At 59.6% G+C, this 21,068-nt stretch carries 19 protein-coding genes; 10 read left to right on the forward strand and 9 right to left on the reverse strand.

The window, feature by feature from the left end; genetic code table 11:
• Window positions 1–211: 211 nt before the first annotated feature.
• The 6 genes from ELE36_RS12440 to efp all read right to left on the reverse strand — a co-directional run bounded on the left by ELE36_RS12440 (window position 212) and on the right by efp (window position 4,974).
• Window positions 212–1,075, reverse strand: a complete 864-nt coding sequence (locus tag ELE36_RS12440) for a squalene/phytoene synthase family protein (protein ID WP_129833762.1) — start codon at window positions 1,073–1,075, stop codon at window positions 212–214.
• Entirely contained in the window at window positions 1,072–1,764 is a 693-nt protein-coding gene (gene gph, locus ELE36_RS12445; protein WP_129833764.1) for a phosphoglycolate phosphatase, read from the reverse strand. The genes ELE36_RS12440 and gph overlap by 4 nt, the downstream gene beginning before the upstream one ends.
• Window positions 1,761–2,465 carry a bifunctional 2-polyprenyl-6-hydroxyphenol methylase/3-demethylubiquinol 3-O-methyltransferase UbiG gene (gene ubiG, locus ELE36_RS12450; protein WP_129833766.1) on the reverse strand — a complete coding sequence of 235 codons (705 nt, stop codon included), beginning with the start codon at window positions 2,463–2,465 and terminating at the stop codon, window positions 1,761–1,763. The genes gph and ubiG overlap by 4 nt, the downstream gene beginning before the upstream one ends.
• 93 nt (window positions 2,466–2,558) lie before the next feature.
• Window positions 2,559–3,047 carry a DUF6438 domain-containing protein gene (locus ELE36_RS12455; RefSeq protein WP_129833768.1) on the reverse strand — a complete coding sequence of 163 codons (489 nt, stop codon included), beginning with the start codon at window positions 3,045–3,047 and terminating at the stop codon, window positions 2,559–2,561.
• Between the two features lie 9 nt (window positions 3,048–3,056).
• Window positions 3,057–4,394 carry a TRZ/ATZ family hydrolase gene (locus tag ELE36_RS12460; RefSeq protein WP_425480878.1) on the reverse strand — a complete coding sequence of 446 codons (1,338 nt, stop codon included), beginning with the start codon at window positions 4,392–4,394 and terminating at the stop codon, window positions 3,057–3,059.
• 13 nt (window positions 4,395–4,407) lie between these two features.
• On the reverse strand, window positions 4,408–4,974 hold the full coding sequence (gene efp, locus ELE36_RS12465; protein ID WP_129833772.1) for an elongation factor P: 567 nt from the start codon (window positions 4,972–4,974) through the stop codon (window positions 4,408–4,410).
• A 97-nt stretch (window positions 4,975–5,071) separates the two neighbouring features.
• Here efp and epmB point away from each other — a divergent pair, with 97 nt between their 5' ends.
• Complete coding sequence (epmB, locus tag ELE36_RS12470; protein WP_129833774.1) at window positions 5,072–6,091, forward strand: EF-P beta-lysylation protein EpmB; 1,020 nt, start codon at window positions 5,072–5,074, stop codon at window positions 6,089–6,091.
• Between the two features lie 87 nt (window positions 6,092–6,178).
• Complete coding sequence (locus tag ELE36_RS12475; protein ID WP_129833776.1) at window positions 6,179–8,251, forward strand: GGDEF/EAL domain-containing response regulator; 2,073 nt, start codon at window positions 6,179–6,181, stop codon at window positions 8,249–8,251.
• Between the two features lie 57 nt (window positions 8,252–8,308).
• On the opposite strand, the gene htpX is transcribed toward ELE36_RS12475, so the two are convergent.
• Window positions 8,309–9,196 (reverse strand): protease HtpX, encoded by an 888-nt coding sequence (htpX, locus tag ELE36_RS12480; protein ID WP_129833778.1) that lies wholly within the window; start codon window positions 9,194–9,196, stop codon window positions 8,309–8,311.
• Window positions 9,197–9,326: 130 nt separating this feature from the next.
• Here htpX and gluQRS point away from each other — a divergent pair, with 130 nt between their 5' ends.
• The 8 genes from gluQRS to ELE36_RS12520 all read left to right on the forward strand — a co-directional run bounded on the left by gluQRS (window position 9,327) and on the right by ELE36_RS12520 (window position 16,600).
• Window positions 9,327–10,223: a tRNA glutamyl-Q(34) synthetase GluQRS gene (gluQRS, locus tag ELE36_RS12485; RefSeq protein ID WP_129833780.1), complete on the forward strand. Its 897-nt coding sequence runs from the start codon at window positions 9,327–9,329 to the stop codon at window positions 10,221–10,223.
• Between the two features lie 92 nt (window positions 10,224–10,315).
• Complete coding sequence (gene phbB, locus ELE36_RS12490) at window positions 10,316–11,056, forward strand: beta-ketoacyl-ACP reductase (protein WP_129833782.1); 741 nt, start codon at window positions 10,316–10,318, stop codon at window positions 11,054–11,056.
• 99 nt (window positions 11,057–11,155) lie between these two features.
• Entirely contained in the window at window positions 11,156–11,476 is a 321-nt protein-coding gene (locus ELE36_RS12495) for a hypothetical protein (protein WP_129833784.1), read from the forward strand.
• A gap of 62 nt (window positions 11,477–11,538) precedes the next feature.
• Entirely contained in the window at window positions 11,539–12,327 is a 789-nt protein-coding gene (locus ELE36_RS12500; RefSeq protein WP_129833786.1) for an SDR family NAD(P)-dependent oxidoreductase, read from the forward strand.
• 99 nt (window positions 12,328–12,426) lie between these two features.
• Window positions 12,427–13,887, forward strand: coding sequence for an aldehyde dehydrogenase (locus ELE36_RS12505; RefSeq protein ID WP_340642612.1), 1,461 nt, complete (start codon window positions 12,427–12,429; stop codon window positions 13,885–13,887).
• 163 nt (window positions 13,888–14,050) lie between these two features.
• Window positions 14,051–14,710 (forward strand): carbonate dehydratase, encoded by a 660-nt coding sequence (gene can / locus ELE36_RS12510; protein ID WP_129833788.1) that lies wholly within the window; start codon window positions 14,051–14,053, stop codon window positions 14,708–14,710.
• Window positions 14,711–14,804: 94 nt separating this feature from the next.
• Window positions 14,805–16,187: a hypothetical protein gene (locus ELE36_RS12515; RefSeq protein WP_129833790.1), complete on the forward strand. Its 1,383-nt coding sequence runs from the start codon at window positions 14,805–14,807 to the stop codon at window positions 16,185–16,187.
• Window positions 16,184–16,600, forward strand: a complete 417-nt coding sequence (locus ELE36_RS12520) for a RidA family protein (RefSeq protein ID WP_242512259.1) — start codon at window positions 16,184–16,186, stop codon at window positions 16,598–16,600. The genes ELE36_RS12515 and ELE36_RS12520 overlap by 4 nt, the downstream gene beginning before the upstream one ends.
• Window positions 16,601–16,649: 49 nt before the next feature.
• On the opposite strand, the gene ELE36_RS12525 is transcribed toward ELE36_RS12520, so the two are convergent.
• Both ELE36_RS12525 and ELE36_RS12530 read right to left on the reverse strand, forming a co-directional pair.
• Entirely contained in the window at window positions 16,650–17,693 is a 1,044-nt protein-coding gene (locus ELE36_RS12525; protein WP_129833794.1) for an efflux RND transporter periplasmic adaptor subunit, read from the reverse strand.
• Between the two features lie 116 nt (window positions 17,694–17,809).
• Window positions 17,810–20,911, reverse strand: coding sequence for an efflux RND transporter permease subunit (locus ELE36_RS12530; protein ID WP_129833796.1), 3,102 nt, complete (start codon window positions 20,909–20,911; stop codon window positions 17,810–17,812).
• Window positions 20,912–21,068 lie beyond the last annotated feature (157 nt).

Here is a 21,068-nt window from a genome sequence, read left to right on the forward strand (position 1 = left end):
GCTGGCATCAAGTTCGAATCGAACAATCCGCGAGCCAATCAGCGCGAATGTCGTGAGTTTGCCTCGTCAGGGTAACGAATTCTGCGCTCGGCTGCGTAAATAACGGGTGAGCGGACATGCTCAGGTGTTTCGAGTTATGGAGTCCGCCGGCGCGATTCTCAAGCCTGCCGCAAAGCCCGAATGACATCACCATTTCGCGCAGACAGCGAATTTACAGCCTGCGTTGGCCACTGGCGAGCGCCCGCGCCGCAGACCAGCCGAACCACAGGCTGCGCCACGGCGACGCGCCGGGGTCGTTGCTGAGCGCCTGCAGCGGATCGGCTTGGCGCAACGCGCGCTGGATCAAGCTAAGGTCGAGCCGCGCACGCACGCGGCGACTGATGCTTAACGTTGAGCCCAGCGCCAGCGCGGCGCGAATTTCTGTTGCCAGCGTGTTGAGATAATCGCGCACCGATGCAGTTCGTTGCGCCGATGCAATCAGCAGATTTTCGCGATTGAGCTGATGCCGCGCGAGCAAGCTGAGTGGCAGCGGCAAGCGGCCTTGTTGCAGTTCTTGCGGCAACATCGCGAGCTGACGCAGCAATTGCGCGCACGCCGCGAGCGATGCGGCAGCAGTCGAACCCGAACCGCTGGCGCCGCCATCGGCATAAAATAGCTGCTGCTCGATAGAAGCCAGCGGTTGGCTGAAGCGCTGCGCCTGCGCGATCTGGGTCGCAAAATCTGCACTGCTCTCGATACCCAATTGCGCCGCTGCCCCACGAACCAGTGCCTGCCACAGCTCGGGCGAGATGGCGCATGCGCGTGGATCGGCGATCAGCGTTTGCGTGATCGGATGACGCGCTTGCAAAGCGCTGGCGCGCGCGAGTTCTTCGCTCCACCAGTTCAATTTGGTCGCCGCGATCTGCGCTTCGGCGATATACAACGCGGTCTGCTCAAGCTCGAATATCAGGCAAGCGAAAGCGGCATTGAGCACTCGATCCGCTGGCGACAGGAACACCCGCAATACGTTGTTTTCAGGAAACGCCGAGAGCCATTTCTGCTCAAACGCCGCGAACGCGGTGCCACCCTCGCTCATCGCAAATTCAACGCCGGCAAAACTGGCTCGGCGAGTCCAAGCGCAAGCTGTAATTCCAGTGCCGTATCGACCACGACATCAGCGCCCCAATCGTGCGGATTTTCACCGTTGAGATAACCCCAGCTCACCGCGATCGTACGCAAACCGGCAGAGCGGCCCGCCTGCACATCGCGCACATCGTCACCGACATAAACGCTGCGTTGCGGGTCGACGCCAGCAAGCTGACAAGCATGCAGAATCGGCGCTGGATCGGGCTTGCGCACGGCCAGCGTATCGCCGGCAACGAGCACGGCGCAGCGCTGGCTGAGTTTCAACGCGTCGAGCACGCCTTGCGCGAGCCAGCCGACCTTGTTGCTGACCACGCCCCAGCGCAGCTTGCCGTTTTCGATTCGCTGCAAGACCTCATCCATGCCCGCAAACAGTCGTGAATGCACGGCGATATTGGCGGCGTAAATATCCAGAAAGCGCAGCAACAGAATTTCGATGCGATCATCGTCGGCATCGGCAAAACCCAGTCGCAAAATTGCGCGTGCGCCTTTCGATACCATCGGACGCAAGGCATCGAAATCTGCAGGCGCCCGCCCTTCTTCGTGCAACAAAATATTGAGCGCGCCGATCAAGTCCGGTGCCGAATCCACCAGCGTGCCATCGAGATCGAACAGCACGCATTGCAGCGCTAGCTCGGTCATGCCGGCTTGCGCGCGCAAGCGAGATAGTTCACCGAGGTATTGCTGATGAGTCGCGCGCGCCGCGAGAACGGGTTGTAGGCCAGGCCGCGTAAATCTTCGAGCTCGAAACCGCTCGCGCGCAGGCAACGTGCGAGTTCCGACGGGCGAATGAATTGGGCGTAATGATGCGTGCCGCGCGGCAACAGTTTTAACGCGTATTCGGCGCCAGCAATCGCCAGCGCGAACGCGGCGGGCGTGCGATTCAGCGTGGACAGAAACAGTCCGCCGCCGGGTTTCAGCAGGCTCGCGCACGCCGCGATGATGCTGGCCGGATCCGGCACATGTTCGAGCATTTCCATGCAGGTGATGGCATCGAACGAACCCGGCGATTCTTCAGCCAGCGCCTCGACGCTGATCTCGCGATAATCCACCGTATGACCGGATTCCAGCAAATGCAGGCGCGCGACTTCGAGCACACGCGGCGCCAGATCGATGCCCGTGACATGAGCGCCAGCAGCGGCCAGCGCCTCGCTCAGAATACCGCCACCACAACCGACATCAAGCACCTGCGCGCCGCGCAAATTCGCGCGTTCGGCGACATATGCCAGCCGCACGGGATTCAGATCGTGCAGCGGCCGCGACTCGCCCGCGTCATCCCACCAGCGACTGGCGAGACGATCGAACTTGGCGGTTTCGGCGGGATTGACGTTTTGGTTGATCATTGATGCTGTGTTCGTTGGTGAAAGTGCAGTTCGCGCTTGCCCGAAAATACCAATCAAAGATCTTCGATACTTAGTGCGTATCAGCGCAGTTCGTTAACTTGCGGGCGAGCCTATCCACTGATGAGTATCAAGGATCGAATCGATCTGTTGTCCCAATCGATCAATACGCTGAGTCTCGTCTTTCACAGAACCCCACGTGCAACCGTTAGAAAACGTAACTTCTTTTGCTTTTGAATCCGCCGCAACCTTGATCGTCATCAGCGACGAATCAGTGATTGTCATTTCGCCGCAGCCGTCTTTTTGAGTGATGTACTGATTTTTCAGTTGCTCGATATGCGCATCGCGTACGACTTTTACAATTTCCCGATATTTTTCCAGACTAATCGAAGATTTGCTGTCACCCAAAACGCGAACCTGCTTGTAGCCCTGAAACAATACGTTGCCATCCGGCGAGACAGTCACGGTGTAGCCCCATCGCGACAACGTAACGGTAAAATCATTTGAATCCACCCAGGATTTCGGTTTAACCAGTGTGCAAGAACTTACGCACAGAAAGAACAAAATCAGGCTGAAACTTTTCACTGTGATGACTCAAGCCGAACTGGCAATACGCGTCTGCCACATCTGTGCCTTGGTCATCAGCTCGCGAATATCCATTCCGACCAATACACGATTTTCCAGCTTGCGCACGCCAGCGATCCAGACATCGCTAACCTGATGCCGCCCCGCGGCATAGACGAGCTGCGAGATCACGTTGTACATCGGCGACGTTTCGATATCATCAAGACGCACGGCGATCAGATCGGCTTGTTTGCCGGCTTCGATCGAACCGATGCGATCGCCCCAGCCCAATGCTTTTGCGCCGTTCAAGGTCGCGGCACGCAAGGTGCTGGCTGCATCCCACGCACTCGCATCACCGGCGACGCCCTTGGCGAGAAATGCGGCGCTGCGCATTTCGCCGAACATATCGAGGTCGTTGTTGCTGGCGCAGCCGTCGGTGCCGAGTGCGATGTTCACACCAGCGCGACGCAGTTGTTCGGCCGGACAAAATCCGCTGGCGAGTTTGAGGTTCGATTCCGGGCAATGCACGATCGAGACGCCGGCTTCGTGGATCTGCGCGATCTCACTGTCGAGCAACTGGGTCATGTGCACGGCGATCAAATGGTCGTTGATGATGCCCAGCGACTGCATGCGCGCGAATGGCCGTACGGCATGATCGCGACGCGAATCTTCAACTTCCTGCGCGGTTTCGTGCAAGTGCAGATGCACCGGAATATCGAGCTGATCCGACAGCATGCGCAGGCGCTCGAAACTCGCATTGCTCACGGTATACGGCGCATGCGGCGCGAAGCTCGTGCCGATCAGCGCCTCGCCCTTGAACTCGTCGTGCACGGCGAGCGCCTTGTCGAAATATTCCTCGGTCGATTTCGCCCACGCGGTGGGGAATTCGATCACCGGCAAACCGACCATCGCACGGAAACCGTGGCGTCGATACGTTGCCGCGATCACGTCCGGGAAAAAATAATTCTCGTTGCAGCATGTGGTGCCGCCGCGCAGCATTTCGGCAATCGCCAGCTCGACGCCATCACGCGCGTATTCCGGCCCCATCACTTTTGCCTCGGCTGGCCAGATGTGCTGTTGCAGCCACGTCATCAGCGGCAAATCATCGGCCAGACCGCGCATCAAGGTCATCGGATTATGCGTGTGCGCATTGATCAGACCGGGCAGCAATACATGCTGCGCCAGCTCGACGCGTTTCGCATTCGGCGAACGCTCGCGCGCGAGTTCGATCGGCGCAATGCCGACGATACGATCACCGGCCAGCGCGACGCTGTGATGTTCCAGCACCACGCCGTGCGGTTCGACCGGAACCACCCAGCGCGCTTCGAGCAGGGTATCGACGGCGTGCGGAGGATGCGACGAATTCACGGACGACATCCGCTTATTTCACGCGGCCGACGTATTCCTTGGTACGCGTATCGACCTTGACCACTTCGCCCTGGCCGACAAACAGCGGCACACGCACGGTCGCGCCGGTTTCCAGACGCGCCGGTTTGCCGCCGCCGCCGGAAGTATCGCCGCGTACGCCCGGATCGGTTTCAACGATGGTCAGCTCGACAAAATTCGGCGGCGTGATCATGAGCGGCGCGCCGTTGAACAACGTGACGATGCACATTTCCTCGCCCTTGATCCACAGCGCCGCATCGGCGACCGCGGTCTTGTCGGCGGTGTGCTGCTCGAACGTGTCCTGCTGCATGAAATGCCAGAACTCACCATCGTTGTAGAGGTACTGCATGTCGGCGTCCATCACGTCCGCCGCTTCCACGGTATCGGTGGATTTCATGGTCAGCTCGACCACACGACCAGTCTTGAGGTTGCGATACTTGACGCGCGTGAACGCCTGGCCCTTGCCGGGCTTGATGTAATCGGTATCGACGATCGTGCACGGATATCCATCGACCAGAATCTTCTGTCCGTTCTTGACGTCGTTCATGCCATAGCTGGCCATAGCGCTTGCTCCGAAGTGCAATCGAGCCGCAGCGGAAAGCGGCTACAATTGAGAATGTTGTGACATGGCGCCGGCAGTGCCGGCAGTTGGAAACGTAATGATAACCGCAAGCCCCCACTTCGCGCAGCCTGCACGCTGGCAACAACTCTGGCGCGAGGCGATCAGCGACCCGCATGAACTACTGAAAATGCTCGGACTGAGCCACCTGCAGCAGACCTTGCTGTCGACACCGACCAACCAGTTTCCGCTGCGCGTGCCGCGAGGATTTGTCGCGCGCATGCGTTATGGCGATGCAACCGATCCATTGCTGCTGCAGGTTTTGCCGCAAGCCGCCGAGTTGCTGGAGCTGCCCGGATTCACGCGCGATGCGGTCGGCGATCTGGCCAGCCGCAGTGCGCATGGTCTGCTGCACAAATACCAGGGCCGCGCGTTGTTGATCGCGACCGGCTCGTGTGCGATCCATTGTCGTTATTGTTTCCGCCAGCATTTTCCGTACGCCGAGGAAACCGCCGCCGCAAACCGCTGGCATGAGGCGGTAGAGCATTTGCGCGCGGACGATTCGATCAGCGAAGTATTGCTGTCGGGCGGCGATCCGCTGTCACTGGCGACGCCGAAGTTGGCGGAGTCGACTGCGGCGCTGGCGACGATTCCGCATATCCGGCGCTTGCGCATCCATACGCGCCTGCCGATCGTATTACCTGAGCGGGTCGATGCCGAACTGCTGAGCTGGCTGACGCGTTTGCACGTGCAGTGCGTGATCGTGCTGCACGCCAATCATGCCAACGAGATCGACGAGTCGGTCGCCGCAGCATGCGCACGTTTGCGCGATGCTGGCGTGACTTTGCTCAATCAGAGTGTGCTGTTGCGCGGTATCAACGACAGTGCCGATGCGCTGGCCGCATTGTCCGAACGGCTGATCGAGTGCGGCGTGCTGCCGTATTATCTGCATCAGCTCGATCGAGTATTTGGCACCGCGCATTTCGAAGTCGACGATGTACGTGCGCTCGCGATCATCGATGAACTGCGCGTGCGGCTGTCGGGTTATCTGGTACCGAAGCTGGTGCGCGAGGTGGCCAGCGCGCCGTACAAATTGCCTTTGCACGACTCGCGAATTTGACGCGGCGTCGGCAAAACGCGCCAGCACATATGGAATTGCGCGGGCGAATCCGGTAAAACACAAGTCTCCAAAATTTATCTGCACGCCATGACCAAATCCGACAATGTCATCAAGTTGCTGTTGATCGAGGACTCGGAAGACAAGGCCGAGCAAATTGCCAGCGATCTGCGCAACGGCGGCATCGCTGTGCAATTGGCCCGTGTCACCAGCGAGCCAGAATTGATCGAACATCTGCGTACTCGCGCACCGGATCTGATCCTCGCCAACATGGATGCGGCTAACGTCACTCTGGCGCAGGCCAGCGCGGTGCTGAAACGCAGCACCAAGGACAGCAGCTTGATCGCGATGTCAAAGACCCTCGACACCCAGCGCATGTTGCTGGCGGTGCAATCGGGTGCGTGGGCGCACCTGCAGCTGGGTCAGCCGGAATTGTTGCAGCACCTCGTGCGCCGTGAGGCGAATAGTCTTTCGACACGTCGTGCGGTGAGCCAGCTCGAAGCGGGATTGCACGAATCCGAGCGCCGCTGCGATGCGTTGCTGGATTCGTCGCGCGATCCGATCGCGTATGTGCACGAAGGCATGCACGTACGCGCGAATCAGGCGTACCTGGAAATGTTCGGTTTTGCCGAGGATGAAATCGAAGGAATGTCGATCCTCGATCTGATCGCGCCGGCCGATGCGGAAAGTTTCAAGACCGCGCTCAAGCGCATGGACAAAAGCGTCAAACCGACGCAAACGCTGGATCTAAAGGCGGTGCGCACCGATGGCGCCAACTTCGATGCACAGATCGAATTGTCCAACGCCAACTACGAAGGCGAGCCTTGCCAGCAGATTATTTTCCGGCGCCAGGCCGCTAGCGAAGAAGTCGCAAAACAGCTCGAAGCGCTGCGCTCGCGCGACACCGTCACCGGCCTGTACAACCGCCAGCATTGCGTTGCCGCACTCGAGCGCATCAGCACTAATAGCGGCGCGGAGCGTGGTGATCACGCCTTGTTGCTGATCGAATCGGACAACTTCAAGCAACTCACCGATACGCTTGGACTGGACGCCGCCGACCTGCTGCTGAGCGAGCTCGCGCAACTTATGCAACGCCATCTCGGCGCAGACGATATCGCCGGGCGCTTCGGCAATCAGACCCTCGGCATGATTTCATCGGCCGGTTCGCTGGAAAAGGTCAACGAGCTCAGTGAAACCCTGCGCAAAGGTTGCGAAGAACGTATCTTCGAGCTCGGTGCGAAATCCGTCTCGCTGACCATCAGCGTGGGTGTGAGCCTGATTACCAGCAAGGGCACCAGCGCAACCAACGTGCTCGCGCGCGCCAACGATGCATTGCGCCTCGCGCAGAGCGAAGGCGGCAACCGCGTGCATGTGATCGATCCCGCCGCGCAGGAGAAAGCCGACGCTGCGGAATCGCTGCAATGGCGCGACAAGATCAAGAGCGCGCTGAGCAACAACGATTTCCAGCTGCATTACCAATCGGTGGTCAGCCTGCAGGATGCGCCAGGCGAATACCGCGAAATGCTGTTGCGCATGCGTGGCCCCGAGGGCGAGATCAAACCGGCGCAGTTCATGCCAGCGGCGCAACGTCACGGCCTGTTGCCGACGATCGATCGCTGGGTGATCACACGCTCTTTGATGCTGCTCGGCGAACGCGCGTTCAACAGTCAGGAACATACGTTTTTCATCAAACTTTCGTTGGCGACCCTCGAAGACGAAAGCCTCGTGCCATGGCTGACCACACAGCTCGAAGCGAAAAAAATCCGCGCCGGCGCACTGGTTTTCGAACTGCCCGAACAAGGTGCGGTGACCGTGCTGAAAAACGTACTGAGTTTCGTGCGTGGCATCAAGAAACTCGGCTGCAAGTTCGCGCTCGAAGGTTTTGCCGGCAGCCAGACCGGTTTGCAACTGCTCAAGCACACCGACGCGGACTATTTGAAACTCGATCGTGCCCTCATGCAGGATCTGCCGCGTAACAAGGACAACGAAAGCAAGATTCGCAGCATCTGTGCGCAGTTACGCGACGCGCACAAACTGACCATCGCCGAGTTCGTCGAAGATGCTGCGAGCATGTCGATCCTGTTCTCGTGCGGCGTGGATTTCGTGCAAGGCAATTTCCTGCAGGAACCCGAACTCGTGATGTCGGAAGTGATGGGCGCCTGATTTAGACGGGCGCCTGATTTATTTGCGCAGCGCATGGCTGCGAATTGATTTACCGCGTCACAGCGCAACCTGGCGCAACGCCGCGATGCGCTCGGCAAGCGGCGGATGGCTCATGAACAGACGCGCGACCTTGCCATCGCCGGAAATGCCGAACGCCTGAACTTCCTTCGGCAAAGAATTCTCGGTCTGATTGCCCGACAAGCGCTGCAGCGCGGCGATCATCGAGTCGCGGCCAGCCAGCCGCGCGCCGCCCGCATCGGCGCGAAATTCACGCCAGCGCGAAAACCACATCACGATGATCGAGGCGAATACGCCGAGCACCATCTGCAACACCATCACGATGATGAAATAGACGAATCCACCACCGCCTTCGTTGCTGTCACGATTGCCACGCAAGGCCGAGTCGATAACGTTGGCAAGAATGCGTGCGAAGAAGATCACGAACGTATTCAGCACACCCTGGATCAAGGTCAACGTGACCATGTCGCCATTCGCGACATGCGTGATTTCGTGGCCGAGCACGGCGTCGATCTCGGTGCGGCTCATGCCCTGCAGCAAGCCGCTGCTGACCGCGACCAGCGCATGATTCTTGCTCATGCCGGTCGCAAATGCATTCATGTCAGGTGCGCCGTAGATCGCGACTTCGGGCATGCCGATACCGGCCTTTTCGGCGTGTTGTTGCACCGTCGTTAGCAGCCAGCGTTCGACTTCGTTCTGCGGCTGCGTGATGACGCGCGCGCCGGTGCTGCGTTTGGCCATCCATTTGGAAATGGCGAGCGAAATGAACGATCCGCCCATGCCCATCACCGCCGACAGGATCAGCAGGCCGCCGAAATTCATGCCGTGGCGCGCCGTCCATGCATCGATGCCGGTGATCTTTACCACGATGCTCAACAACAACATGATCGCCAGATTGGTGGCGATGAACAGCATGACTCGCAACATCGAATTGCTCCGCGGTGGATGGGTATTTATTGCACGTCGACAGTTTGCAAACTCTGCGTTAATCCCTCTCGACGCAAATTAAAGTTTGGGTAAACTGAGCCGATTTCAAGCTGTGCCGGATTTCTTGCCAGTGAACTATCGCGGTCGTTTTGCGCCCTCACCTACCGGAGCCTTGCACTTGGGCTCGCTGCTCGTCGCGGTGGGCAGCTGGTTGCGCGCACGTTCGCAACGCGGTGTTTGGATCGTGCGTATGGAAGACCTCGATCCCGCACGAGAGGTTCCCGGCGCGGCGCGCGTTATCCTCGATACGCTGGCGGGATTCGGCCTGTCGTCCGACGAACCGGTTTGGTACCAGAGCCAGCGCGCCGAGATTTATTCAGCCGCATTGATACGTCTGCAAAACTGCGGTGTGGCATTTTCCTGCGGCTGCAGTCGCAGCGATCTGCAGAAAAATCACGGATTGCATCTGCACAGCTGCGAGGCGCCTGCAAACCCGATTTACCAACCCGCATGGCGAGTGCGAGCGCCCGATCAAGTCATGCGATTTGACGATCTGCTGCAAGGCCCGCAACAGCAAAATCTGCGCGCAGAAGTCGGCGATTTTATTGTGCATCGAGCCGAAGGTCACGCCGCTTACCAACTTGCTGTGGTGGTCGACGATGCCGCGCAAGGCATTACCGAGGTGATGCGTGGCGCCGACCTGATCGATTCGACCGCTCGGCAGATTTTTCTACAGCGCACGCTGGATTTTGCTGTGCCGGATTATCTGCATCTGCCGCTGCTGCTCGATGCGCACGGACAAAAACTGTCGAAACAAAACAGTTCGCTGGCGGTGGATGCGCGTGATCCGCTGCCCGCATTGCGCGCGGTGCTCGACTTGCTCGGAATTGCGGCCGCGCGGTTGCCGCGCGTGGCCTCAGTGGACTCCCTGTTGCATGCGGCCATCACGCTGTTCGATGCGGGCCGATTACCACGTCGCGGCACGCTCGATGAACCAATGCTGCACCCGCCCAATGCCAATGAATAATGCTTGTGTACAATCGCTGGCAGTTCGACTGCGCTCGAAAAATTGAAGCGTGGCGACGCGCAGAATTCATCACATCAGTTTCGGAGGGAATCATGACAACACGCGTAGCATTGGTCACGGGCGGCACCGGCGGTATCGGTTCGGCGATCTGCAAACGACTCGCCAAACTCGGCCACAAGGTCGCCACCAACTATCGTGACGAAGCCAAGGCAAAAAGCTGGCAGGCGGCGCTCAAGGCCGAAGGTATCGACGTCGCCATCGTGCCCGGCGATGTTTCCGATCCGGCCTCGGCCGAGGCACTGGTCAAGGCGGTCGAAAGCCAGCTTGGGCCGATCGATATTCTGGTCAACAACGCCGGCATCACTCGTGACACCACGTTCCATCGCATGAGCGCATTGCAGTGGCAGGAAGTGATCAACACCAATCTCAACTCGTGCTTCAACGTCACGCGCGCGGTGATCGACGGCATGCGCGGCCGCAAGTGGGGCCGCATTGTGCAGATCGCCTCGATCAACGGGCAGAAGGGACAGTACGGCCAGGCCAATTACGCCGCATCGAAAGCCGGCATGCACGGCTTCACGATTTCGCTGGCGCAGGAAAACGCCAAGCTCGGCATCACCGTCAACACGGTTTCGCCAGGCTATATCGGCACCGAAATGGTGATGGCCGTGCCGGAAGACGTGCGCGCCAAGATCGTCGCGCAGATCCCGGTCGGACGCCTCGGCGAACCCGATGAAATCGCATATGCCGTGACATTTTTGACTGCCGACGAAGCCGCTTGGATTACCGGCACCAATCTGTCGGTGAACGGCGGTCACTACATGGGTTGGTAGTTTCGGACTAAGCGTCGAGGAAACGGAGCGGCGATGCCGTCTTCCCGTTTCCTCGACGCCGTCGCCTATAATGTGGCTCCGACTCCAGCCGCAGACGCAATGAACGATATTTCCGAAAACGAAGACTTGAGCCATTGGTGGTTCGCCTCGATCGGCGACACGCTGGTATGGGCGCGCATGACGGTGCTGGAATCCGGCGACGTCGAAGTGTTCGATTGCGATGGCAACACGCTGGCCTATCCCGATGAAGACGCCGCGCGTGCAGCCTTGCTCGACGCGGAGTTCCGCGATTTCGACGGCATCGACGAAGACGACGCCAACATGTTCGGTTTTTCGCTCGAAGAACTCGAACCGCCGCGCGGCGACAGCGACGAAGAACTCGTCGCGCAGATGACCCATCGGCTCAACGCCAAAAACTGATCACGTTCGCCGGACTATCCGAACGTATCATCGGCTCGATCGTCCGCATCACGGGAAACGACATGAATCTCGACCTCACCGGCAAACACGCCTTGGTCTGCGGCGGCTCGCAAGGCATTGGCCACGCGACCGGACATGAACTCGCGCTACTCGGTGCCGACGTCACCTTGCTCGCACGCTCACGCGATACTCTCGAAACCGCCGTTGCCGCGTTGCCGCGCACACACGCCGCGCAGCAGCATGCGTTTGTCGCGGTCGACATGAGCGATCAGACCGCGCTGCGCGCGAAAGTCGAAGCGCTGAGCAATCTGCGCACGGTGCAGATTCTGATCAACAACACCGGCGGCCCGCCCGGCGGTGCCGCACACAGCGCCGATGCAAGCGCGTATCTCGCGGCGTTCCAGTTGCATCTGCTGGCGAATCAGACCCTGGTGCAAACCCTACTGCCGGGCATGCAGCGCAGCGGTTATGGCCGGATCGTGAATGTCATTTCGACCTCGGTGAAAGAACCGATCCGCAACCTCGGTGTTTCCAATACCATCCGCGGCGCGGTCGCGAGCTGGGCCAAGACCCTCGCTGGCGAACTCGGCGCGTTCGGCATCACGGTCAACAATGTGTTGCCGGGCTACACGCGCACACAGCGACTCGAACAAATTCTGCACGACCGCGTGCAGGCCACCGGCAAAACCGAAGAAGCCGTAGCGCTAGCAATGCTCGCGACCGTGCCGCTGGGTCGTTTCGCCGAGGCAGCGGAAATCGCCAACGCGATTGTTTTCCTGACCACACCGGCCGCCGCCTATATCAACGGCATCAATGTGCCGGTCGATGGCGGTCGCACGCAGTCGCTTTAACTAGCGATGCCGCGCAACGCTGTAACGAAAAAACATGTCCGAAGAAGCGCATGACTTGCTGCCCTGCCCGCCGACGCACGCAACGGTTAAGCTAGGCCGATGAGCGCAATGATTATTACTCTCGGCAATTTCATCGATGGTCGCACGTGTGCGGCGCAGTCCGGCAGTTATCTCGATGTCGTTGAACCGGCTAGCGCTGCGGTGTACGCACGTTGCCCGAGCTCCGCGGCAGCAGATGTGGCGAGCGCCGTTGCCGCCGCACGTTGCGCCGCGCCGGCGTGGGCGGCGACGCCGAGCGCCGAACGCGCACGCGTGTTGAATCGCCTCGCCGATCTGATCGAAACGGATATCGAAACATTCGCCGCGGCAGAATCGCGCGACAGCGGCAAACCATTGAGTCTGGCGCGCAGCGTGGATATTCCGCGCGCGATCGCCAACCTGCGTTTTTTCGCCGCGGCGGCAACCCAGTTTGCATCTGAAGCGCACCCGATGGCGGATGGCACGATCAACTACACCGTGCGCGCGCCGCTTGGTGTGGTCGGCTGCATTTCGCCGTGGAATCTGCCGCTGTATCTATTCACGTGGAAGATTGCGCCGGCGCTTGCGGCGGGCAATGCGGTGATCGCAAAACCTTCCGAGGTCACGCCATTCACCGCGTTTTTGCTCGGCGAATTGTGCAACCGCGCCGGATTGCCACCGGGCGTATTGAACATCGTGCACGGACTCGGCACGGACGTCGGCCACGCGCTGGTCGAACATGCCGAAGTCAAGGCGATTTCGTTCACCGGTAGCACACGCGTCGGCGCGTCGATCGCCACCATTGCCGCGCCGAAATTCAAGAAACTGAGTCTCGAACTCGGCGGCAAAAACGCCACGCTGATTTTCGCCGATGCGCCACGCGCAGGATTGATCGACACGATCCTGCGCTCGGCATTTTCCAATCAGGGCCAGATCTGTTTGTGCGGTTCGCGCATCTTGATCGAACGCAGTTATTACGCGGAGTTCCGCGACGAATTTGTCGCACGCGCGAAAGCATTGCGCGTCGGCGATCCGAACGACGCCGACAGCGATCTCGGCGCGATCGTCTCGCAAGCGCATTACGAAAAGGTGCTCGGTTGCATCGCGCTCGCGCGTGCGGAAGGCGGCAACGTGCTGTGCGGCGGTGAAGCGGTAAAACTCACCGGGCGTTGCGCAGACGGCTGGTTTATCGCACCGACCGTCATTGAAAATCTCGCGCCACAATGCCGCAGCAATCGCGAGGAAATTTTCGGCCCGGTAGTGACGTTGCAAGCGTTCGACAGCGATGCCGATGCAATCGCCAACGCCAATGCAACGGAATACGGCCTAGCCGCGTCGGTATGGACAACGGATTTGCAACGCGCGCATCACATCGCCGCGAAACTCGAAACCGGCATCGTCTGGATCAACTGCTGGATGCTGCGCGATTTGCGCACACCGTTCGGCGGGGTAAAACATTCTGGCGTCGGTCGTGAAGGCGGCTGGGAAGCGATGCGGTTTTTTACCGAACCGAAAAATGTCTGCGTATTTCTCGGCGAGTAAAAATGCTGTGCTACGCGGATTTACCGTGTCGTCATCCATTCAAAAAATTTGCTTCGGCAATAGAACTTTTGCACGATATCCTTGACGCCAACCACAACGCATTACCTGTAATCTACGGACCTGCGCCGCAGTCGGGTAACGTCGTGAAACCGGAACAGACCTGATGAATTCATTGACCGACCTGCTCGAACGCAATCGCCTCTGGGCAGCGTCGGTACGCGCCGAAGATCCGGGTTTTTTCAAGCGCCTGTCGACCCAACAGGCACCGAAATATCTCTGGATCGGTTGTTCCGATTCGCGCGTACCAGCCAACCAGATTACCGGCATGCAGCCGGGCGAAGTATTCGTCCATCGCAACGTCGCCAACATCGTTGTGCACACCGATCTGAATTGCCTCAGTGCGATCCAGTTCGCAGTCGATCTGCTCAAGGTCGAGCACATCATGGTGGTGGGACATTACGGCTGCAGTGGTGTGCACGCGAGCCTGACCGGCATGCGCATCGGCCTTGCCGACAACTGGCTGCGCCATCTGGTCGACGTCGAGAAAAAACACACGGCAATGCTTGATGCAATCGAACTCGACTCGCTCAAACACGCACGCCTGTGCGAGCTCAACGTGATCGAACAGGTGGTCAATGTGTGCCAGACCACAATCGTCGAAGATGCGTGGAGTCGCGCTCAGCCGCTCACCGTGCACGGCTGGATCTACGGCCTGCACGACGGCCGTGTGCGCGATCTCGGCATCAGTGTGGACGCCCCAAACGTACTCGACGACAGCTACAAGAATGCGCTCGACAAATTGCGTAGCAGCACTGAAAAATGAGCATCGGTCATCTACAAATCGTGATGCCGAAATCCATGCAAAACTCTTATGCGTCTCTGGCTTCTCCTTTTTTCAACGCCTGGCGGAGTAACTCATGACTTCTCGTACGACTTCTCGAATGCTCGGTCTTGTGCTCGCCCTGCCGATTGCGACAACGACGCTCAGCGCGCAAACCGCCGCGGATAACGACAGCCGTGCCGCCCCGACTGCCACTCAGCCGACCAATCCGGCGCAGTGGAAAGCGCAACAGCGTGAGGCGTTTGCGAAATCGGAGCGCATCTATAAAGAGGCGCTGAAACAGAACGGATTGCTCGCCCAATATCGATTCATGCACAAGGCCGCCAGCGAAGATCGCACACCGGCATTTCGCTCGATCTTCAGTCAGTACGTGAGTTGGTATCAAACCTATCTGGGGGATTATGCCGCCGCTCGCGACACGCATTCGCTGCAGCAAGTTAGCGAGTCCGATGACAATACCTCGCCGCTCGCCGGGCGTTTTCAAGCCAAGCCGGCAGTGGATGCGTTGCTCGCGCTGAGCAAAGATCGCCAAGTCGTTTTTTTTAACGAGGCGCATACGTTTGCGCACACGCGAATCGTGACCATCGAAATGCTCGCGCCGCTGCGCGCACAAGGCTTCGACACGTTTGCCGTGGAAACCCTGTACGACAGCGACAAGGAGCTGCAAAAGCGCGGTTATCCCAATATCCACAGCGGTTTTTACACCCAGGATCCGCTGTATTCCGAGATGGTGCGTACCGCGCTGAAACTCGGTTTCACGGTGATTGCCTACGAGGCCGAAAAAGCCGATGGCGACGCGCGCGAACGTGAGCAAGCGGCAACGTTGGTCAGCCGCGTGTTGAAGAAAAATCCGCAAGCACGTCTCGTCGTGAATGCCGGATTTGCGCATATCCAGAAGTCCGGCAAATATCTCGACGGCAAATCGATGGCCGAACATTTCAAACAGCTTAGCGGCATCGATCCGCTATGCATCGAGCAGACCATGATGGTCGATCACGACACCCCTGGTCACGACCATCCGTTCTACCGCGCGGCGATCGAATCGCTGCATCCTGTCAAGCCGATTGTCTTCATTGATACGGCCGGCAAACCATGGTCGTTGAAGCCGGCAGCGTATGATGTCAGCGTGATTTTCCCACCGCAGGTTTTGCGCCGTGGGCGACCGACTTGGCTGGAGATCGACGGCGCACGCAAACCGATTCTGGTGCATCAGGCTGAGCTGTGCCAGAAACAATCGCCATGCCTGGTCGAAGCGCGTTATGCCGATGAAGGCGAAGACGCCATTCCTGCCGATCGGTTGAGCTTTCAGAATATCGATATTCTCGGTGCCGAAGCGGTCGCCGAGCTGTATTTGCGTCCAGGCAATTATCGTCTGGTCGCCATCGATATCGACAATCGGGTGCTGAACCGCCAGACCTTGAACGTGGCGGCAGATGCTGCGGAGAAAAAATCACCGTGAGTATCGTTCATGCCCACACTGCGCCGAAGCCAGTCGGTGCGTATCCGCACGCACGCCGGGTCGGCAACTTGCTGTTTTTATCCGGCGTCGGGCCGCGCTCGGCGGCCGATAACTCCATTCCGGGAAATATCTACGACACGAATGGTGCACTGAGCGGTTATGACATCGCGGCGCAATGCCACGCCGTGTTCGCGAACGTTCGCGCCGTACTCGAAGCCAGCGGCGCGCGTTGGGAAGATCTCGTCGATGTAACGGTTTTTCTCACCGATATGGCCAAGGATTTTGCGATCTACAATCGCATTTATGCCGAGTATTTCAACATCGCGCAGCCGTGTCGCACGACGCTCGGCATCAGCGCTTTGCCGACGCCGATCGCGATCGAATTGAAATGCATTGCGGCGTTGACCGACTAAAGAATCGCCATCCCGGCGACGGCTGGGATTACCGTGGAAAGATTCCGGCTCAACCCTGCTTGGCGATCAATACTGCCTGCCCTGCGCTCAAGCGTTCCGCCCCGCGCACGACGAGGCGATCACCCGCCGCCAGCAAGCCGCGCACTTCGACCAGATCGCCGTTGCTCGCGCCGGTGGTCACGGCGATTTGCTCGGCGATATTTTTCTCGCTGATGCGCATCACGTAAGTTGCATTCGCGCGCTGCACCAGCGCGTCGCGGGGCACGGCCAGGCTTTCGTTGCCATCGCTTTCGGGTAACGCCACTTCGACCGCGCTGCCGACCAGCGCGAAGCTGCCATCCAGCACCACGCGCAATTCGAACTGACGCGAATGTTCGTCGCCGACCGGCACCGTCGCGCGCACATTGGCGGCCTGCTCGACGCCGGCGGACTTGACCGTGACGCTGGTACCGGAATGGATTTTTCCGGCCAGCGCGAGCGGTGCCTGCACGCGCGCTTCGACGTGTTCGCTATCCACCAGATGTACGATGCTCGCGCCGACCTGCAGGTATTCACCGCGCTGCGCAAAGCGCTCGGTCACCACACCGGAAAACGGCGCGTGCACATCGGTTTGCTCGATATCGTGTTCGATCTGGCGTTGCTGCGCACGCGCGTGAGCGAGGTTCTGCACATTGGTTTCCAGCTGCGCACGCGATTCGTCGAGCTGGGTGGCGGCGACGCTGGTGCCCGACGCGAGTTTGGTCAGACGTTCGAGTTGGGTCGCGGAAAGCTGACGCTGCGCTTCGGCACGACGCACGTCGGAGAGAATTTCCTCGTGGTGCAGGCGTAATGCCTGATCATCGAGTTTGGCAATGCGTTCACCAGATTTCACGCGCGTGCCGACTTCGGCAACGAAGTCGAGCCGGCCGGCTTCGGCGCTGGCGATTTTTGCGTCATCGCGACTGACCACACTGCCCGGCACCCAACGTTGCGGCGCGAGACGCGTGGTTTTGGCGATACCGATTTCGACATTCGCCGCCGGTGTCGCCGGTGTTTCGGCAGTGGCATCAATAAATGGAATTAATATACAAATCAGCAATGTGGAAATATTCATAAAGTTCCTTTTTTGGGTTGTGCGCGCGGCGAAGCCGTATCGCCCATGATGAGCATGTGGTGGGCTATGGCGTTTTGCCTAGCCCGCCCTGCGAGTCGTTTCATCGAAATTTTCCATCACGCCGCCTCGGCTTCGACAATCCGCGGCCGCTCGCCGCGCGGTGGCGCCAATGCCTTGCGCTGCTTGCGCACAAATACCAGGCGCATCAGGCTCGGCAACAACAGCAATGAAAAAATCAGGCTGACCACAACACCGCCGACGTTGACCGCGGCGAGTCCACGGTAGATCACACTGCCCGGTCCGGGATTGATCGCCATCGGCAACGCGCCGAGCGCGCCGGTCAGGGTGCTCGCAAGAATCGCGCGCAGACGCTGGTTCAGCGACATGCGGATCGCGTCGTCCAGATCGTGTCCTTCCTCTTGCGCGGTGCGGGTCAGATCGACCAACAGGATGGCGTGATTCACGACCACGCCAACCATCATGATGAAGCCGATCATCGATAGCAGATCGAGCGGCTGGAACGCGAACAGGCCCAGCACGCGCAGGCCGAGCATGCCGCCGATCAAGGCCAGCGGCACGGTCAATACGACGATGATGGCGTGGCGCAACGACTTGAACATCGCCGCCATCAGCAGGAACAAAACGAACAGCGCGAGCAGGAAATTCGTGCCGATGGTCGCGACCGTCTGGTCGAGGCGATCAGCGCTGCCGGCCAGGCGAATCGTGCCGTCCGGCAATTGTTTGCGCAACGCCGGCACGACATCTTTATCGATCGTCTTGAGCGCATCTTCGAGCGCGAGATTGGCTGGCGGATCGACGGTCAAAGTCACCGTACGGCGATGATCGAGACGGCGGATCTGGGTCGGCCCGAGCACGGTTTCGAGCTTGACCAGATCGCCGAGCGGCACGATCCGTCCGTTCGGCGTGACCAGCGGCGTCTGCGCGATTTCCTCGGGGGTCTGACCGCTGCTGGCGCGCAGGATCACCGGTACACGTTGCTCACCGTTGAAATATTCGCCGAGCCATGAACCGTCGCCGAGCGTGCGCACGATATCGCCGAGCGCGGCGCGATCCCAGCCCGCCTCGGCAATACGCCGGTCGTCCGGCACCGCGTGCAGTTCGAGTTGCGCCGAATCGGTATTCGGAAACGCCTGCACATTTGCGCCGGGAAATTTCGCTTCGAGCAACTTGCGCCCGGCCTCGGCGACCTGGTTGAGCTTGGCCGAATCTTCGCCTTGCAGATGGATCGCGACCGAACGTGCCGAGCCGCCGAAACCGCCGAACAGATTGCCTTCCTCGACGAAAACGCGCGTGTCGGGAAAACCGACCACAATCTCGTCGCGGATGATGCGTTCCAGATCTCCGATGCGCTTTTCATCGACCACACGCGCGCCGATCGTGCCGCCGCCGGGCCACAATAATACGTACCAGTTTTTCAATTGCGGCTGTTTTTTGCCGTCCATGTACGGTTTCATGCGTTCGAGAATACCGGGCACGATTTCGCGATTCACGACATCCGGCGCCATGCCCGGCGGAAAGTTGAAATACGCATCGATCGCGGCGCGTTTCACCGGCGGCAGGTAGTCGAGCTGCGGTTTGAATGCGAACGTCAGACACAACGGCAGCACCAGCAATCCGGCGATCCAGCCGAGCTGTTTCGGTCGCGTGTCGGTCAGGCTCATGATGCGTTCGGTCAACCACGGCCAGCCATCGCCGTAGCCGGATTTCAGACGCTTCGCCTTGAGCCAGCCGGACGCCGCCGGCAACACGGTGATCGCGACGATGACCGAGATCGCCACCGCAATCGAAATCGTCAGCGCGAGGTCGGAAAAAATCTGGCCTTCGACATCGCGCAGGAAAACCACGGGCAGGAATACCGCAATCGTGGTGATGGTGGAGGCAATCAACGCGCCGACCACTTGGTGCGTGCCTTTGAACGCGGCCTCCATCGGCGTCATGCCGGTTTCTTTCAGGCGCAGGATATTGCCCGATACCACGATCGCGCCCTCCACCACCATGCCGACCGCGAACGCGAGGCCCGCCAGCGAAATGATGTTGAGGCTGTGTCCGGTCAGATGCAGCGCGGTGAACGTAGCGAGCAGGCAGATCGGAATCGAACTCGCGATCAGCACGGTGGCGCGCCAATCACGCATGAACCACCACACGCACAGCAGCGCGAGCAGCGCACCGACGATCAGGTTTTCGCTGAGCAGGCTGACGGCACGATTGATGAACAGCGACGAATCGAACGACTGCTCGATGCCGAGTCCTTGCGCCTTGAGCGTTCCCTCGCGCAACTCGGCCACCACGCGTTTCACTTCGTTGAGCGTCTTCAGCACGTTCGCGCCGCTGGCGCGGTGCACGTCGAGGCCGATCGCCGGATTGCCATTCTGGTAGGCGAAATTCTGCCGCTCGGGCGGCCGGGTTTCCACTGTCGCCACATCGCTGAGCTTGATCGGTTTGCCATCGCGCCATGCCAATACCAATTCACCGAGTTGCTCGGGTTGATAACGGCCGGTGAAACGCAGCACATATTGCTGCCGTCCGACCTCGATCTGGCCGCCAGAAACATCGCTGGAACTCGCCGCACGCGTGGAAATATCCGCTACCGAAATGCCCATGCTCGCGGCCTTGGCCATGTCCACGGTGATGCGCACTTCGTCGGTCGGCCCGGCGTTGACGAGCACTTGCGACACGCCCGGCACGGCTTCGATGCGGGGTTTCACCGTGTTCTCGATAAAATGCCGGTACTGATCGACCGGCCCTTTTGTACCTGGCAGTAGCTGCACAAAAAACCAGCTCAGCGATTCGTTCGCGTTGCCACCACCACCGAGTTGCACCACCGGACGATCGGCATCGCGCGGCAATGCGCGCACGCGATTCAATCGACCGATCACTTCGACCAGCGCGTTTTTCATGTCGGTGCCGATCGCAAACGTCAGGTTGATATTGCTGCCGCCCGCGCCCGCGTTGCCATCGAGTTCTTCGACGCCCGGCAAACCCTGCAGCACCTGCTCCTGCGGTTCGAGCAATTCGGATTCGACTTCTTCCGGCGACGCCGCGCGCCAGTTGGTCTGGATCGAAATCTGCGGCTTGTCGATCTCGGGAAACAACTGCAGCGGCAACTGCAACAGACTGAGTACGCCAAACACCGCGACCAGCAGCACGACCATGCCGACCGCGATCGGATTTTTGAGCGAAGTTTCTATCAGTTTCATCACACCACTCCTGCAACTGCAACCACATCGCGATTTTCGCGCGGGTCGATAGCCAATAGGATGTGGCGCAAGTCATAAAGGTTGCATGCGCTGCGATGAAACGTGCGCGAGTTGCGCCGGAACGTGCAACCGCGCGCGCTTCGACCGTGTCGAAAGT

Origin of the sequence: Pseudolysobacter antarcticus (assembly GCF_004168365.1) — a bacterium.
GTDB lineage: Bacteria > Pseudomonadota > Gammaproteobacteria > Xanthomonadales > Rhodanobacteraceae > Pseudolysobacter > Pseudolysobacter antarcticus.

What these genes read in the sequence shown, in the direction of transcription:
- can (WP_129833788.1), top strand. Translation starts at nt 14,051, where the DNA reads ATGAATTCATTGACCGACCTGCTCGAACGCAATCGCCTCTGGGCAGCG.
- efp (WP_129833772.1), bottom strand. Translation starts at nt 4,974, where the DNA reads ATGGCCAGCTATGGCATGAACGACGTCAAGAACGGACAGAAGATTCTG.
- ELE36_RS12530 (WP_129833796.1), bottom strand. Translation starts at nt 20,911, where the DNA reads ATGAAACTGATAGAAACTTCGCTCAAAAATCCGATCGCGGTCGGCATG.
- phbB (WP_129833782.1), top strand. Translation starts at nt 10,316, where the DNA reads ATGACAACACGCGTAGCATTGGTCACGGGCGGCACCGGCGGTATCGGT.
- htpX (WP_129833778.1), bottom strand. Translation starts at nt 9,196, where the DNA reads ATGTTGCGAGTCATGCTGTTCATCGCCACCAATCTGGCGATCATGTTG.
- epmB (WP_129833774.1), top strand. Translation starts at nt 5,072, where the DNA reads ATGATAACCGCAAGCCCCCACTTCGCGCAGCCTGCACGCTGGCAACAA.
- ubiG (WP_129833766.1), bottom strand. Translation starts at nt 2,465, where the DNA reads ATGATCAACCAAAACGTCAATCCCGCCGAAACCGCCAAGTTCGATCGT.
- ELE36_RS12500 (WP_129833786.1), top strand. Translation starts at nt 11,539, where the DNA reads ATGAATCTCGACCTCACCGGCAAACACGCCTTGGTCTGCGGCGGCTCG.
- ELE36_RS12505 (WP_340642612.1), top strand. Translation starts at nt 12,427, where the DNA reads ATGAGCGCAATGATTATTACTCTCGGCAATTTCATCGATGGTCGCACG.
- ELE36_RS12515 (WP_129833790.1), top strand. Translation starts at nt 14,805, where the DNA reads ATGACTTCTCGTACGACTTCTCGAATGCTCGGTCTTGTGCTCGCCCTG.
- ELE36_RS12495 (WP_129833784.1), top strand. Translation starts at nt 11,156, where the DNA reads ATGAACGATATTTCCGAAAACGAAGACTTGAGCCATTGGTGGTTCGCC.
- ELE36_RS12525 (WP_129833794.1), bottom strand. Translation starts at nt 17,693, where the DNA reads ATGAATATTTCCACATTGCTGATTTGTATATTAATTCCATTTATTGAT.
- ELE36_RS12475 (WP_129833776.1), top strand. Translation starts at nt 6,179, where the DNA reads ATGACCAAATCCGACAATGTCATCAAGTTGCTGTTGATCGAGGACTCG.
- ELE36_RS12440 (WP_129833762.1), bottom strand. Translation starts at nt 1,075, where the DNA reads ATGAGCGAGGGTGGCACCGCGTTCGCGGCGTTTGAGCAGAAATGGCTC.
- gph (WP_129833764.1), bottom strand. Translation starts at nt 1,764, where the DNA reads ATGACCGAGCTAGCGCTGCAATGCGTGCTGTTCGATCTCGATGGCACG.